Origin of the sequence: Leyella stercorea, assembly GCF_021531355.1 — a bacterium.
Taxonomy (GTDB): Bacteria; Bacteroidota; Bacteroidia; order Bacteroidales; family Bacteroidaceae; genus Prevotella.
The window spans coordinates 1-13785 of sequence record NZ_JADYTS010000074.1; the positions used below are offsets into that span (position 1 = coordinate 1).

The 13785-nt window shown below is 48.7% G+C and carries 10 protein-coding genes and 1 pseudogene; 8 read left to right on the top strand and 3 right to left on the bottom strand.

Translation table 11 applies throughout. The features are described 5' to 3' along the window. Positions 1 to 275 precede the first annotated feature (275 nt). Positions 276 to 836, bottom strand: a complete 561-nt coding sequence (locus tag I6E38_RS12355; protein ID WP_235394277.1) for a DUF4924 family protein — start codon at positions 834 to 836, stop codon at positions 276 to 278. A gap of 4 nt (positions 837 to 840) precedes the next feature. Further along, positions 841 to 1512, bottom strand: a complete 672-nt coding sequence (locus I6E38_RS12360) for a LysE family translocator (RefSeq protein ID WP_235394278.1) — start codon at positions 1510 to 1512, stop codon at positions 841 to 843. A gap of 169 nt (positions 1513 to 1681) precedes the next feature. Between I6E38_RS12360 and I6E38_RS12365 the strand changes: the two genes are divergently transcribed. From I6E38_RS12365 to I6E38_RS12375, 3 genes and pseudogenes are all read left to right on the top strand, one after another. After that, the gene (locus I6E38_RS12365) at positions 1682 to 2662 is read left to right on the top strand and encodes an ROK family protein (protein WP_235394279.1); all 981 of its coding nucleotides are present in this window, start codon (positions 1682 to 1684) and stop codon (positions 2660 to 2662) included. 88 nt (positions 2663 to 2750) lie between these two features. Then, a pseudogene (locus I6E38_RS12370) lies at positions 2751 to 2933 on the top strand (virulence RhuM family protein); the annotation flags it as partial. A 32-nt stretch (positions 2934 to 2965) separates the two neighbouring features. Beyond that, the gene (locus tag I6E38_RS12375; RefSeq protein ID WP_235394280.1) at positions 2966 to 3448 is read left to right on the top strand and encodes a hypothetical protein; all 483 of its coding nucleotides are present in this window, start codon (positions 2966 to 2968) and stop codon (positions 3446 to 3448) included. A 118-nt stretch (positions 3449 to 3566) separates the two neighbouring features. Here I6E38_RS12375 and I6E38_RS12380 read toward each other — a convergent pair whose 3' ends face one another. Continuing rightward, positions 3567 to 5168: an RNA-binding domain-containing protein gene (locus tag I6E38_RS12380; RefSeq protein WP_235394281.1), complete on the bottom strand. Its 1602-nt coding sequence runs from the start codon at positions 5166 to 5168 to the stop codon at positions 3567 to 3569. A gap of 271 nt (positions 5169 to 5439) precedes the next feature. Here I6E38_RS12380 and I6E38_RS12385 point away from each other — a divergent pair, with 271 nt between their 5' ends. From I6E38_RS12385 to I6E38_RS12405, 5 genes are read left to right on the top strand one after another with little or no spacing between them, the layout of a single operon-like run. Beyond that, positions 5440 to 8505, top strand: coding sequence for a SusC/RagA family TonB-linked outer membrane protein (locus I6E38_RS12385; RefSeq protein ID WP_235394282.1), 3066 nt, complete (start codon positions 5440 to 5442; stop codon positions 8503 to 8505). A gap of 57 nt (positions 8506 to 8562) precedes the next feature. Beyond that, positions 8563 to 10044, top strand: coding sequence for a RagB/SusD family nutrient uptake outer membrane protein (locus I6E38_RS12390; protein ID WP_235394283.1), 1482 nt, complete (start codon positions 8563 to 8565; stop codon positions 10042 to 10044). 23 nt (positions 10045 to 10067) lie between these two features. After that, positions 10068 to 10829 (top strand): DUF4843 domain-containing protein, encoded by a 762-nt coding sequence (locus I6E38_RS12395; protein WP_235394284.1) that lies wholly within the window; start codon positions 10068 to 10070, stop codon positions 10827 to 10829. Between the two features lie 28 nt (positions 10830 to 10857). Continuing rightward, positions 10858 to 12378, top strand: a complete 1521-nt coding sequence (locus I6E38_RS12400) for a PKD-like domain-containing protein (protein WP_235394285.1) — start codon at positions 10858 to 10860, stop codon at positions 12376 to 12378. Positions 12379 to 12408: 30 nt separating this feature from the next. Next, positions 12409 to 13752: a TlpA family protein disulfide reductase gene (locus tag I6E38_RS12405; RefSeq protein WP_235394286.1), complete on the top strand. Its 1344-nt coding sequence runs from the start codon at positions 12409 to 12411 to the stop codon at positions 13750 to 13752. Positions 13753 to 13785 lie beyond the last annotated feature (33 nt).

The window sequence follows — 13785 nt, forward strand, 5'->3', positions numbered from 1 at the left end:
ATCTATATGGGAAAAATTAAAGGATTTCTCTTTGCCGTACGACACAGAGAAATCCTAATGACCGATTTGGGATAAAGACAATCAGTGTAAAAAAATAGGAGGCTACGGCGTCCTCGTCGTAGCCTGAGCAGTTGGTTGGCATTTCAAATGTTAGGATGTTACTCCCTCATTTGGTTTGCGCTGTTTTATTGCTCAGGCTACGGCGGGGACGCCATAGCCTCCTATAATGTGTACTTTAGCCTTTACAGGGCGTGTGTTATGTAGTGTCTGACGCTTTAGAACTCCTCGTCGTCGTCAAAACGCAGACCCTCGGTCTTGTCCTTGATGTGATAGTCGCTGAGCATGCCGAGGAAGGTGGAAATCTCCTTTACGGCGTGTTCGGTGTCGGGACTTATCTTTTTGCCCTGCAGACGCAGCATCATTGTGCCGTAGAGTGCGTTGAGGCAGGTCTCAATCTCGCTCACGTCCTTGTCGCCACGATTGCGCAGTTCGACGATGAAGGGCAGCACCTTGTAGTATTCGGCGTTGTAGAAGGGGAATCGAGAGCTTTGCAGCAGCTGGTTGTGCAGGTCGTTCATGTCCTTTACCACAATCTGGTTGATAGTGAGGTGTCCCTTCTCGCGCTTGCCCTCCGAGTTCATCATTGTGATGAGGTCGCCGTACCAGTCGACCATCTCTTCGCGCTGCTCGTCGGTGTAGTCGGCAAAGCGGGCTATGTATTCGTTCTTGATGCGTGACAGCTGACAGCCATAAGCGCGTATGATGTCCTCCACCTGCCACATATAGAGCACGAATTCGGCAGTGCTCTTCTTGCGTAAATCTTGAGCTATAAACATATTTTTAATAAGGCAATTTATAAAGGTTGAACACAGTGCCGAGCAGCATGATAATCGAGAAGATTACCACTATGCAGCCTACGACGCGATTGATGAGCAGGATGCCGGTGTTGTCAAACTTGCCGCGCACCTTGTCGATGAGCCACGTCAGTCCGAACCACCACAGCATAGCACCGCCCACGATGCTCACGTATCCCACCGACATCTCGATAGGGCGGTTGGGTACAACGAAGGCAAACTGTGCGTAGAGGAATATGAAAAGGAATATAATAAGTGGATTGGACAGCGTGACGAGAAAAGCCGTTATACCGTTGTGTACGAGCGTACCCTTCTGCGCCTTGTTGCTTTGGTGTATGTTCTTTGTCGGATTGGAGCGGTAGCAATAAATACCGAACAGCAGCAACACCACGCTGCCACTTATCTGCAACAGAAAACGGTTGCGTTCGTTGCCCACTATGTCCATCATGAAACTCATGCCAAGACCAGTGAACAGTGCATATATGATGTCGCTTACGCAAGCGCCAATGCCTGTGACAAATCCATACCAGCGCCCCTTGTTAAGCGTGCGTTGTATGCAAAGCACTCCGACCGGCCCCATTGGCGCCGAAGCCATGATGCCTATGAGTATTCCTTTGAATACAAAGTCTAAAATATCTAATTGAATAGGAAATTGCATAACGCTTGCAAAATTCGGAATTTTATGCGATATAGACAAATTTTATACTTAAAACTTTGTTGTTTTACAACATTTTTAATACCTTTGCCATAATGTAGTGTGCACCATTGAGTTGTGTGCGCTCGCTAACCATAACTATATTAATTTACCAATTATAACAAAAATCATTATGACAGAAGATTCTCTTAAACCCTATGTAATCGGTTTGGACCTCGGTGGTACAAACTCAGTTTTCGGTATTGTTGACAGCCGTGGCGACATCAAGGCCACTACTGCTATCAAGACTCAGGGCTATGGCGACAATGTTGAGGCTTATGTCGATGCTTCCATTGAGGCTCTGAAGATTATCATCGACCAGGTCGGTGGCATAGATAAGATTAAGGCTATGGGTATCGGTGCGCCTAATGGCAACTACTATAACGGCACTATTGAGTTTGCTCCTAACCTTGAGTGGGGACGCAAGGGCGTTGTGCCTTTGGCAAAGCTCTTCTCTGACAAGCTCGGCATACCAGTAGCTCTTACCAACGACGCCAATGCAGCCGCTATCGGTGAGATGACATACGGCGTGGCACGCGGTATGAAGAACTTTATCGTTATCACTCTCGGTACTGGTGTAGGTTCGGGCATCGTTATCAACGGTCAGTTGGTATACGGTTGCGACGGTTTCGCAGGCGAGCTTGGTCACGTTATCGTTAAGGAGAATGGTCGTCAGTGCGGTTGCGGTCGCAAGGGATGTCTTGAGACATATTGCTCGGCTACCGGTGTTGCACGTTCGGCACGCGAGTTCCTCGCCAACAGCGACGAGCCTTCATTGCTGCGCGAGCTCGATCCAGAGAAGATTACATCGTACGATGTTGCTGTGGCAGCTGGCAAGGGCGATAAGATTGCCAACGAAATCTTCGAGTTCACAGGCAAGATTCTCGGTGAGGCTTGCGCCGACTTCGCAGCTTTCTCTTCACCCGAGGCATTCATCTTCTTCGGTGGACTGACAAAGGCTGGTGATCTCATCATGAATCCTATCAAGAAGGCTTACGACGAGACAGTGCTCAACATCTTCAAGGGCAAGGCCAAGTTCCTCGTTAGCGGTCTCGAAGGTTCATCAGCAGCTGTGCTCGGTGCATCGGCTGTAGGTTGGGACATCCAGGACTAATCAGACAGATTGATTGTCAATATATAAAGCACTAATCATCTGAATATTTATTCGGGTGATTGGTGCTTTTTAAGTTAAAAGAAGTGACATGAGTAACGAAATACAGTTTCTTCTCTACAACATGCCTGATGCCGACGGCAGAGTGCAGGTTGTTATCAAGGATGAAACACTTTGGTGTACGCAAAAGGCTATGGCACAACTCTTTGGAGTTGGGGTTCCTGCTATAAGCAAACATCTAAAGAACATCTTTGATGAGGGAGAATTGGACAAGAAAGTGGTTGCTTCTTGTGGATAAAGATACTAATGAACCGCTTATTAAAAATATCACCCGTGGCACTCAATGTTGGAGAAAACACATTTGTAAAGCATGTGCGTAAATACTACAATGAGCATAAAGAGGATACGCTGAAAGGTAAGGATGTCTACTTGCTTCGCAACGAAAGTCGTAAAGGCATAGGCTTCTTTGAAGCCAGCAATTTTTATCCAGATTTCATTCTTTGGGTAAACGACGGAGTGAAACAGCATGTAACCTTCATCGACCCTAAGGGTATTAGAAATTTGCAAGGATTAAAAGATCCTAAGATTCAATTGTTCCGACAATTGCAAGAAGAAGTGCAGCCGTCACTCGGTGACCCGGATATTGTTTTGGATAGTTATATTGTCAGCAATACTGATTATAAAGATGTAAGTTTTTGGGCTTCCCGTCCAGAGTTTACTGATAGCCATGTGATATTCCAACATGATGATAATTATCTTGATGTAATGTTTAAAAAGATTTTGGAGTAGCCTTGTCTTTTACTTCATACTAAGTCGCTCATATCTTTGCCCTAAAAAAAGCAAGATATGAGCGATTTTTCTTTCATTCCCCCAACATTCGATATAAGGAGTCCATCATTTGTATTTTCTACTTTGTTGTTACTTTCTTGTATTTCTGGTTGCTTGCCGTAGGATTATCCGGATTAGTCATCTGCAAATATCCGGCTGCAACAAGGGAGGTGATGTAACGTTCACGATTCTTGGAATGCATACTGACACCAATTCTGTCAAGTATCTCTTTGGTTGTACGAGGTACGGAACAGAAGTTTACAATATCCTTTTCCTTGTTCGTCAATGTTACCCTTTTAGTGTCTAAGTCGGTGTCAGAGTGTCTAAGTCCAGTGTCTAAGTCGGTGTCAGAGTGTCTAAGTCCAGTGTCTAAGTCGGTGTCAGAGTGTCTAAGTCTGGTATCTAAGTCGGTGTCAGAGTGTCTAAGTCTGGTATCTAAGTCTTCGACTTGGTTACTTTCTCCTCTCCAAACTGTGATGACAAATTCCTGTGCCTTGTCATTATTCATAAACGTGACATTGATATCTTCGTCCAGTGCACGAGTGATGCCACTACCTACACCAGTGTATGGCAGCAAGTATATAGCATTGTTAAAAAGGAACATATTGCGAGGCATGGAAGTTCCAGCCTTGATGTCATCAATAGTGAGTCCGTTAGGTAATGCACCTGGACTGTGAATCTCAACACGATTGTCGAAAATGAAAATGCGAACAGGTGCCTTCATGTTCAGCGAACGGTGTACAAGGCTGTTTACAGTGAACTCAACCAAGCTGGTGTAAGGTATTTCCAACTTACCCATGCTGTTGAATTCATTTCCTACTTGCACATTATGCAGGTTACGAGTGAAGAAATCCATGATAGTGTCATATTGATGAAGCAGATTTCCCTCCATATCTGCATCATTCACTTTGTCACGGAACACCTTGCTGCCAACACTGTTGCCAGCAAAACAGATACACTTGGCTGTCATCATTGGCATCCAGCGTTGGGTATATTTGCCAAATAGAAGCATGGCAGCAACGGTCAGTGTACCATCGGGACGGATAAATCGCAGGTTGCGAAGTATCTTCTCACAGTCATGCCCCTTAGCTATGGCAGAGCATATCATATCAAGTGATGCTTCATTAAAAGCGTCACCTATTAAGCCTTTCTTCTCCAACACTCTTTCAAAACGGTTGCCAAGAAACTGCTTGATAGTCGTTGCATCAAGGTCGTTGACAGTTGCATCCCTAACACCTGCCTCGTCTGGTGCAAAACTACCGCAGTCGGTCATCATTTCTGCAAGTTCAGCATTATCGAACACTTTACGCTTGTCGGCACCATTCTTCACCCATACGATTCCCTTGTTGTCATGATAAGGCTTGTTGACTCCTTCCTTCACAGTAGCAATAACCAAGTTGCCATCCTCGACCTCAACAGTATCTATCTTTATCAGAATGGATGGCACTACGTTTTCGGAAGCAATGTCACTCAACAAGTTAGTTGTTTCTTGTACCTCAGAATACGACAAGGCATTGGTTTCTCCGGTCTTATCCTTTATACCAACTACCAACTTGCCACCATGTGAATTACTGAACGCCACTAACTCACAGGCAATATCATATTTGTCGAGAATGCGTTCCTTGAACTGCATCCCCGACACCTCGCCAGCCTTTATCTGTTTCAATATATCGTCCATCATTCTTTGCTATACATTATCATAAAATAAGTAAATACGCTTACTAAAGTACGAAAATAATTTTAGAAAAGGTAAAATATACTCAAATATGTTTACGAAACATACAAATAATTGAGTATTTCGCAATACCTCGTCTATGCCACTTAAAGCCAACGGCTACCTCTTCTACATAAAAATGTACCTTATTTTTAAGAATTGTAGACTTTTATTATTGTTTTAAGCAGGTTTTGTATAATTTTGCAAACATTAAAGTATAAACTAATAAAATCAGCCAATGCAAAAGAAAGTATTGTTCGCCATCGGCTTGGCGGGATTAGGGGGAATGGTTTCTCCCACTACTGCCCAAGCTCAAGACAACGTGACTGTTGTGGTTAATGATGGTAAGGTAAAAAGTAACAGCATTAGCGGTGTAGTCTATTCTGCGGATGACAACGAACCGCTCATCGGTGCTCAGGTGAGAATCGTGGGCGCAAATGTAGTTACTATCACAGACGTAAACGGTAGATTTAGTTTCAAGTCAGTAGAACTGAAGAAACAGAAACTGCAGGTGTCGTACATCGGAATGGAGACCCAGACTGTGACAGCGGGTCATGAGATGAAGGTCGTGTTGAAGCGCGACTCCAAGACTCTTAGCGACGTTGTGGTCAACGGCTACTTCACACGTAAGAAGCAGACCTTCACCGGTGCTGCCAAGACTGTTACAAGCGACGAGATTATGAAGGTTGCGCCTAACAACATCTTGCAGACACTTGCCACTCTCGACCCGTCATTGAATATTGCGCAGAACAATGCTGCGGGTTCTAACCCTAACGCAGTGCCCGACCTCGTAATACGTAGCACCACATCGCTTTCTACAAGCAATGAGGTGGGACTCAACGCACCGCTTATCGTGATTGACGGTGTGGAGCAGAGCCTTCAGGCACTCTACGACATGGACATCAACGACATTGAGCGTGTAGACATTCTTAAGGACGCTTCGGCTACAGCACTTTACGGTGAGAACGCTGCCAACGGCGTTATCGTAATCGAGCGCAAGCGCGTAAGCCAGTCGCCCGTACGCATTCGCTATACCGTAACTCCTCAGTTGAGTTTTGCCGATCTGAGCAGCTACGACTATTGTAACGCAGCGCAGAAGCTGGAGCTTGAGAAGCGTGCCGGACTCTACAAGAGCGAGACAGGCAAGCTCGACGAGAGCTATTTTGAGAAACTCGCTTTGGTGACAAGCGGCATCGACACCGATTGGAAGTCGAAGCCCGTACGCAACAGCTTCTCGCACAACCATTCACTTTCTATTTCAGGACGCGGTTCGGGTCTCGACTACAACGTCAACGCCAACTATCAGAACACTAAGGGTGTGATGAAGGACGACGGCCGTACACGTTATGGCATGAACGTATATCTTTCGTATACAGCCATAAACAACCTCGTCATCACGCTCCGTGCCTCGCACGACCAGCTCAACACCAACTCGTCTAAGTACGGCTCATTCTCAAGCTACTTGGAGTGCAACCCCTACGATTCGCCCTACGACCAGTATGGCAACCTGCGCTCAGAGCTGTCGTACGACATGAACAACCCTCTGTATGAGGCATCGTTGAGCAGCTTCGACAAGTCGCAGTCGCGCACACAGCAGGTTTCGCTCGACGTGCGCTACAACATCAAGCCAAATTTCTTCATTACAGCCCAGGGATCGTACAATACAAGCCGTGGCACAAGCGACGTGTTCCGCTCGCCCGACTCGCACGACTTCAAGAACGTGACCAACATTTCGCAGAAGGGCAAGTACACACTCGGCAACACCGGTTCCGACCAGTGGGCTGCCAAGCTCGTGGGCAACTATATACACAACTTCGACAATGACGGCACCATGTTCACCCTCAACCTTGGCGGTGAGATAAAGCGCTCGAAGTCGACATCAAGCACACTCGTTGCTACAGGCTTCCTGAGCGACGAGCAGAACGACATTGCATACGCCACAACTTATCCTGACGGCGGCAAACCGTCGGGAAGCGAGGACCTCTCGGCAAGCTTGGGTGGATTTCTTGCAGCCAACTTCATGTGGAAGAACCGCTATGTACTCGACGGCTCTTACCGTGTGTCGGGTTCGTCAAAGTTCGGTAGCGACAACCGCTATGCTCCGTTCTGGTCGGTAGGTGCCGGATGGAACATTCATAATGAAGAGTTCGCAAAGAAGCTTGGCTGGATTAACACATTGCGTCTGCGTGGCAGCTACGGCTACACAGGTAGCGTTAAGTTCAGCTCATATCAGGCCGTTACCACATACAAGTACAACAGCGACTATCTGTCGTACACCGGAGTGGGCGCAATACCTATGGGTATGGCCAACCCCGACCTTAAATGGCAGACTACCAAGAAGCTCAACGTCGGCATCACATCTTCATTGTTCGGCGACCGTCTGAACGTCAACTTCGACGTGTACAACGAGAAGACCACCGACATGCTCATCGACCGTTCGCTTCCGCCATCATCAGGAACAACAAGCGTGAAGGCTAACCTCGGTTCGCAGACCAGCAACGGTATCGAGTTCTCATTGTGGGGCAAGATTATCAAGACAAGAGACTGGGAGTGGAGCCTCTCGGTAAACGGCCTGCACTCGAAGACCACCATCAACAACATCTCTGACGCCATGAAGCGTATGAACGAGCAGAACGCATCAGGATTTACCTCTTCAGACGGTTCTACCAACATTGCGTCGTCGTCGCCGCTGTTCCAGTATCGTGAGGGCGAGTCGCCGTCGGCAATCTATGCTGTGCGCTCGGCAGGTATCGACCCCGCTACCGGCAACGAGATATTCATCAAGAAGGACGGCAGCTACACCTACAAGTACGACTCGAAGGACCAGGTGTCGTGTGGCGATACCAACCCTACATTGCAGGGTAGCATCTCGTCAATGTTGCAGTACAAGAACTTCTCGCTCACAGCAAGCTTCTCATATCGTTTCGGTGGCGAGATGTACAACTCTACACGTGCCCTGAAGGTTGAGAATGTCAACCCGCGCAAGAACTGCGACGTGCGTGCATTCACCGACCGCTGGACCAACGTGGGCGACGTGAAGCCATACATCGACATAGCTAAGGCAACCGGCAACACAAGCGTATATACCGACCGTTTCGTAGAGAAGGACGACGAGCTGTGGCTCTCAAGCCTCTACTTGCAGTACAACGTCCCGATGACATTCCTCAAGAAGCTGCACATCCAGAAGATGTATCTGGGCATCGGCACCGAGGATCTCTTCCGCATCACATCGGCCAAGTACGAGCGTGGTACATCTTACCCATTCAGCCGCAGCATCAACATGTCGGCAAGTCTGACATTCTAAGCCGCTGGCAATAGGGATACCATATAAATATATTGCAACAATAAAACATATATTATAATGTATAAGACACATTTCAACAAACATATAGCACGACTGGCGTTTGCCCTCCTTTTGGGCACCACCGCTCTTACATCGTGCAACGACTTCCTGGATGTTCGTCCGAAAGGCGAGAATCTTGAAGCCGACCAGTTTAAGACTCCTGCCGGATTTGAGGCTGCCATATATGGAGTGTACGGCACCATGCAGTCGGGCTCGCTCTACGGCATGGATCTCTATTGGGGACTTACCGACGTGATGGCGCAAGACTTGGCTAACAGCAACGACGCATTAGGCTCGGACGCCCTCGCCAAGTATCAGTATAACGACGACGATTATCTGCGCAACCGTCTGGCAAGCGTCTGGGCTACAGCCTATCAGACCATCGGCTACGCCAACAACGTGCTGAAGAATCTTCAGGAGAAGAAGAAAGCCGATTTCCCGCTCTACAATCTCTACAAGGGCGAGATGCTGGCTGTGCGTGCCTATCTGCACTTCGACCTGCTGCGCCTGTTCTGCTCAACCGACCCTACCAAGCGTGGTATTCCTTACACCACTACCTATGAGGCTAAGATAAATGAGTTCAAGAAGGTGGGCGAGGTGTACAGCCTTATCATCAAGGACCTCCAGGAGGCTGAGCAGCTGCTCGCTGAGGAGAAGGATGCAATAGTCTATCCGCGCAACAACGGCCAGTACTTCAAGTTCCAGAACTTCCGCGAGACCCACTGCAACTACTACGCAGTGCTCGGCATGCTTGCCAAAGTATACTGGATGCAGGGCGACATGGACAATGCTGCCAAGTATGCACAGATGGTCATCGACAGCAAGAAGTTCCCGTTGGTAGAGCCTAACGAGGTGCAGAATGTCTTCGCCGGCAAACTGTCCGACCGCGAGACACTGTGGGGACTCTACTCTACAAGCTATCTGCAGACCGTGAAGAGCTATCTGTACACCTTCCAGTCGTTCCACTCGTTCAATCCCTACACCGACGAGTCGGGTGTAAGCCATCCGATGCCTTACGACAAGGTTTATGCCCAGGACATCGATGCCACATCGCAGGACTTCCGTCTGCAGTGGTTCAAGAAGGGCAACCAGACTGTCAATCTCTACAAGACCGTCGACATTTATACACTCGACGAGCGTGAGATGGCACCTAAAGACTGGAAAAACCGCATCGACGGCATCAACATCCTGCACGTGTCGGAGCTGTATCTCATAGCAGCCGAGGCTCTGCTCGACAAGAACTATGACAAGGCACTCGAATACTTCCAGGCTGAGACATCGTCGAGAGGACTGCCCGCACTGCGTGCCGGTAAGACTCTGACCAAGGAGATGATATTCAACGAGTATCACAAGGAGATGTTCGGCGAGGGACAGGTATGGTACAACATGAAGCGTCTGAACCGCGACATCCAGTCGAACGTAGAGTTGCGCACCATTCCGGCAAGCGAGAATATATACGTGCTGCCTATCCCGGTAGACGAGTTTAACTATAGAAACTAAAGTTATAATAGGAGACAATAAAAATGAAAAACAAGATATTTGCACTTGCTCTTGCTGCCACCGCAGTGGTGGCTGTGAGTTGCGAGGAGGACTATAAGCTGTATGATACGGGTCAGATAGACTCGGTATCGTTCAACTACACCAACAGCAACTACTCTGCCGACTCGGTCATAACCTACAACTTCGGCTATGACATTGCACAGGAGCACGAGATTGCCATACCTGTGACGCTTATGGGTGTGCCCAAGAGCGAAGCCCGCAAGATTGACATCAAGGTGGTGGCCGATTCTACCGACATGGTAGAAGGCGTGAACTTTACCATCGCCCGTGCCGAGATAGCAGCCAACGCTACAAAGGACACCGTGAAGATAATGCTTCTGCGCGGTCACGACGATGAAATTCAGACCAAGGAGAAGAAGCTGCGCATTGAGATTGGCATGAACGACCAGCTTCGTCCTACAGGTCAGAAGACATTCACCGTGCGCTATTCCGACTTCCGCATTACAGAACGTCCCGACTGGTGGTCTACCTATACGGGACTGCCAAAATACTCGTTTGAGAACGCACAGCTCTTCTTCAAGTATTTCTATGAGCTTATGCCAAAGGCCAACAAGGACGTGTACAACGAGCTTATTACTGCTTACGGCGACTACTTTGTCAAGGCCAAGGCCATGCAGGGCCCGTTTGCCATGTACGAATCTATCCTGACCAAGTATGTGCTCATACCTATGTACAACGACCACAAGGACGACATAGAGTGGCAGAAGACGCCTTCTGTAAACTGATGAGGTGAAACAATAAAAAGCGAACAAAATGAAAAGAAAAAACATATTTACAGCAATAGCCCTCGCGTTGAGTCTGTCGCTTGGTATGGTGTCGTGTATCAGCGATGACAGTACGGAGGCTACAAGAGAACTGCCCACGCTGACTATACAGAACGCAAACGGTAGCGAAATGCCCGAATACAACTTGTATCTTGGCAATGATTGTGTCATCGACCCGCAGGTGTCGTACTCGGGCGACGCTGCCAATCTGCAGTACAAGTGGCAGGTGGGCACATACATCAATGGCGCAAAGGGCAAGCTCGAAGAGGTGAGCACCGAGCCAACGCTCAACTATCAGTTCACATCGGGTGGCACATACTACGTTCATCTGGCTGTTACTGACGGACAGGTGGGCAAGGTGATAGAGTATAAGGTCAATGTGAACCGTACCTTCGAGAAGGGTTATCTCATCACATCGACCGATGCCGACGGCAAGGGCAATCTGAGCTTCGTCAAGACACTCACTTCTGAGGAGATGGCAGCCGGACAGAAAGAGGTTGTGATTGAACACTGTCTGAACAAGATGAATCCCGACGTGTCGGAAGACCATCTGGTGAATGCCGTGCTTGCAAGCATTACATGGCCTAAGTCGCTTACACGTGTAATGGTGTCGACCGACGACCACTGCTATGTCATCGACCCGAACAACTTCACCGTAATCACCGCTATCAACTACGGTGAGACATCGTCGACATTCCGTGCTTCGTCGTTCCTGCCCGATTCGTATGCACCTTACGCCTACGACAAGACCACCGGCGAGTTTGTACATGTCAATGTACAGTACATGTTCTCGTACAGCAAGGATACCTTCAAGGGACTAAGAGCCGACGCTTTCATCCCATCAAAGATGAGCATGTGGGGATCGGTTTCTACCAACACCTACTTGGTTGACTACAATACCAACGTAGCCAAGGCTCAAAACATGAACACCGGCGAATTTGATGCTGTGGGCAATCTGCCTGAAGGTCAAGAGCTGCTTACCGTGTTCTGCAACTACGGCTACGATGCCAACTACAATCTGCCGGTATACACCTTCTCAAAGGATAAGTCGACAGGCGACGTATACATCTGGGAGTTTATTGCAGGCAACTCATATTATGGTACTCCCGATAAGTTTCAGTCGCAGAAGATAGAAGCCGACGCCAACACAGCTGTTCCTGCCAAGGGTACTCCGTTTGTAGTGTCGTTCAATCAGAAGCGCTATTTCTATGCGCTCGGCAGCTGCATCTACGCTTATCTGCCCGACGTGGCTACAAAGTCATTGCCTCAGAAGGACCAGTATGCCATCGATTTCGGCAGCAACGAGGAGGTGACATTCGTCGACCTGAATGCTACCAACGACCAGCTCCTCGTCGGTACTTACGACAAGAGCACCAAGCGTGGCAACTTCTACATCTACAACTGTAAGGACGTGCGCACCGACAACAGTGCCAATGTCAAGCCGGTTGAGGTACACAAGGGTTGCGCCGGACGCATCTCGTCTATCATCTTCAAACCGAGTGTTCAGTAATGCTGAATGCTTAACAATAAAAATACAAATATGACGTTAAGAACAATATTGACTGCTGCATTCATGACGCTTGCTTCGGCTGGCATGATGGCGCAGTCGGTCAAGATAGCAGGCACACTCCGTGGCAGTGTGCCTGCCGACTTGAAACTCTACGTGATGCCCGTAGGAGTGTCGTCGTTGCAGCCCGACTCTGTATCGGTAAACGGACAGAAGATTCTTGCCAATACACCAGTCTCGCCATATAATATATATAAGGTAGTGGCTGTGGCAAACCGTCGTCAGAACATTGTGCCTGTGCATCTTACTGTAAAGAAGGATGCTGCCAATTTGTCGATGACTATCGATGCCGAGGGCAACATCGACTTCAACAAGGCCGATGCCGACACCAAGGCTCTCGTAGCGTTTAACGATGTCAGTGTGGTTCGCAGCAAGCAGCTATGGATGGATGGCAAGACAATGCAGGCTGAGGCTCTGAAGAGTCTGGTGCTTGGTTATCCTGCCATTGCCGACAGCTTGATACGGGTTTGTCGTCCGTCGGCGGTTACAACCCAGTATCTGCGCCTGTGGGCTTCGACCTTCAGCTTTGAGAATATGGAGAACCTGCGCTTTGCTACAGGACGTATGCCGCAGGACGTGGGCGTAGACATCGCTGCTGAGGCTAAGCGCATAGCTCCGGCAGTAGATTGCCCTATGTCGTCGGCATTCGATTCGTCTCCACGTGTGGTGCTTGCGTCGCTGCCGCAGGGCAGTCTCGACGAGCGCATATCGGCTGTAGAGAATTCGGTGAAGGATGCATTGCTCAAACTGCGCATTGAGGATGTGCTGCTCAACAAGTACATCACTACCTTCCGCTATGCCGTAAACTACGACGAGGGACTCAGCGAGCTTACATCGCTCACCGAGCGCTATGGTCTCGACAAGAAGTATCTCAGCGAGTTCAAGAAGCGTAAGGCTACAGTGTCGGGCAATATGTTCCCTGCCGATGTGGTGCTGAACGACCTCAACGGCAACAAGGTGGACTTCGCAAAGTTCCGTGGCAAGTATGTCTACATCGACATGTGGGCATCGTGGTGTGTGCCTTGCATCAAGGAGATACCTCACCTGAAAGCTATTGAGAAGGACTTGCAGAACGAGGACGTAGTGTTCCTCTCAATCTCTATCGACTCTAATGTTGAGGCATGGAAGAAGAAGGTGGCACAGCTCGGACTTGAGGGCAACCTGCTTATCGACGCTAAGGGCACGCTCGCTCAGTCGCTCAACGTAAACGGCATCCCGTTCTTCCTCATCTACGACCGTGAGGGCCGTATGTACAAGTACAACGCTCCGCGCCCAAGCGACGCACGACTGAAGCCGCTACTTGAGGGGTTGAAGTAAAAAAACAATAAGCCCCACAATGCCCCACAAAGC

Bases quoted from the DNA above. Each gene is read 5' to 3' on its own strand.
- I6E38_RS12405 (WP_235394286.1), top strand. From the start codon at position 12,409: ATGACGTTAAGAACAATATTGACTGCTGCATTCATGACGCTTGCTTCG.
- I6E38_RS12360 (WP_235394278.1), bottom strand. From the start codon at position 1,512: ATGCAATTTCCTATTCAATTAGATATTTTAGACTTTGTATTCAAAGGA.
- I6E38_RS12390 (WP_235394283.1), top strand. From the start codon at position 8,563: ATGTATAAGACACATTTCAACAAACATATAGCACGACTGGCGTTTGCC.
- I6E38_RS12400 (WP_235394285.1), top strand. From the start codon at position 10,858: ATGAAAAGAAAAAACATATTTACAGCAATAGCCCTCGCGTTGAGTCTG.
- I6E38_RS12375 (WP_235394280.1), top strand. From the start codon at position 2,966: ATGAACCGCTTATTAAAAATATCACCCGTGGCACTCAATGTTGGAGAA.
- I6E38_RS12380 (WP_235394281.1), bottom strand. From the start codon at position 5,168: ATGATGGACGATATATTGAAACAGATAAAGGCTGGCGAGGTGTCGGGG.
- I6E38_RS12355 (WP_235394277.1), bottom strand. From the start codon at position 836: ATGTTTATAGCTCAAGATTTACGCAAGAAGAGCACTGCCGAATTCGTG.
- I6E38_RS12385 (WP_235394282.1), top strand. From the start codon at position 5,440: ATGCAAAAGAAAGTATTGTTCGCCATCGGCTTGGCGGGATTAGGGGGA.
- I6E38_RS12365 (WP_235394279.1), top strand. From the start codon at position 1,682: ATGACAGAAGATTCTCTTAAACCCTATGTAATCGGTTTGGACCTCGGT.
- I6E38_RS12395 (WP_235394284.1), top strand. From the start codon at position 10,068: ATGAAAAACAAGATATTTGCACTTGCTCTTGCTGCCACCGCAGTGGTG.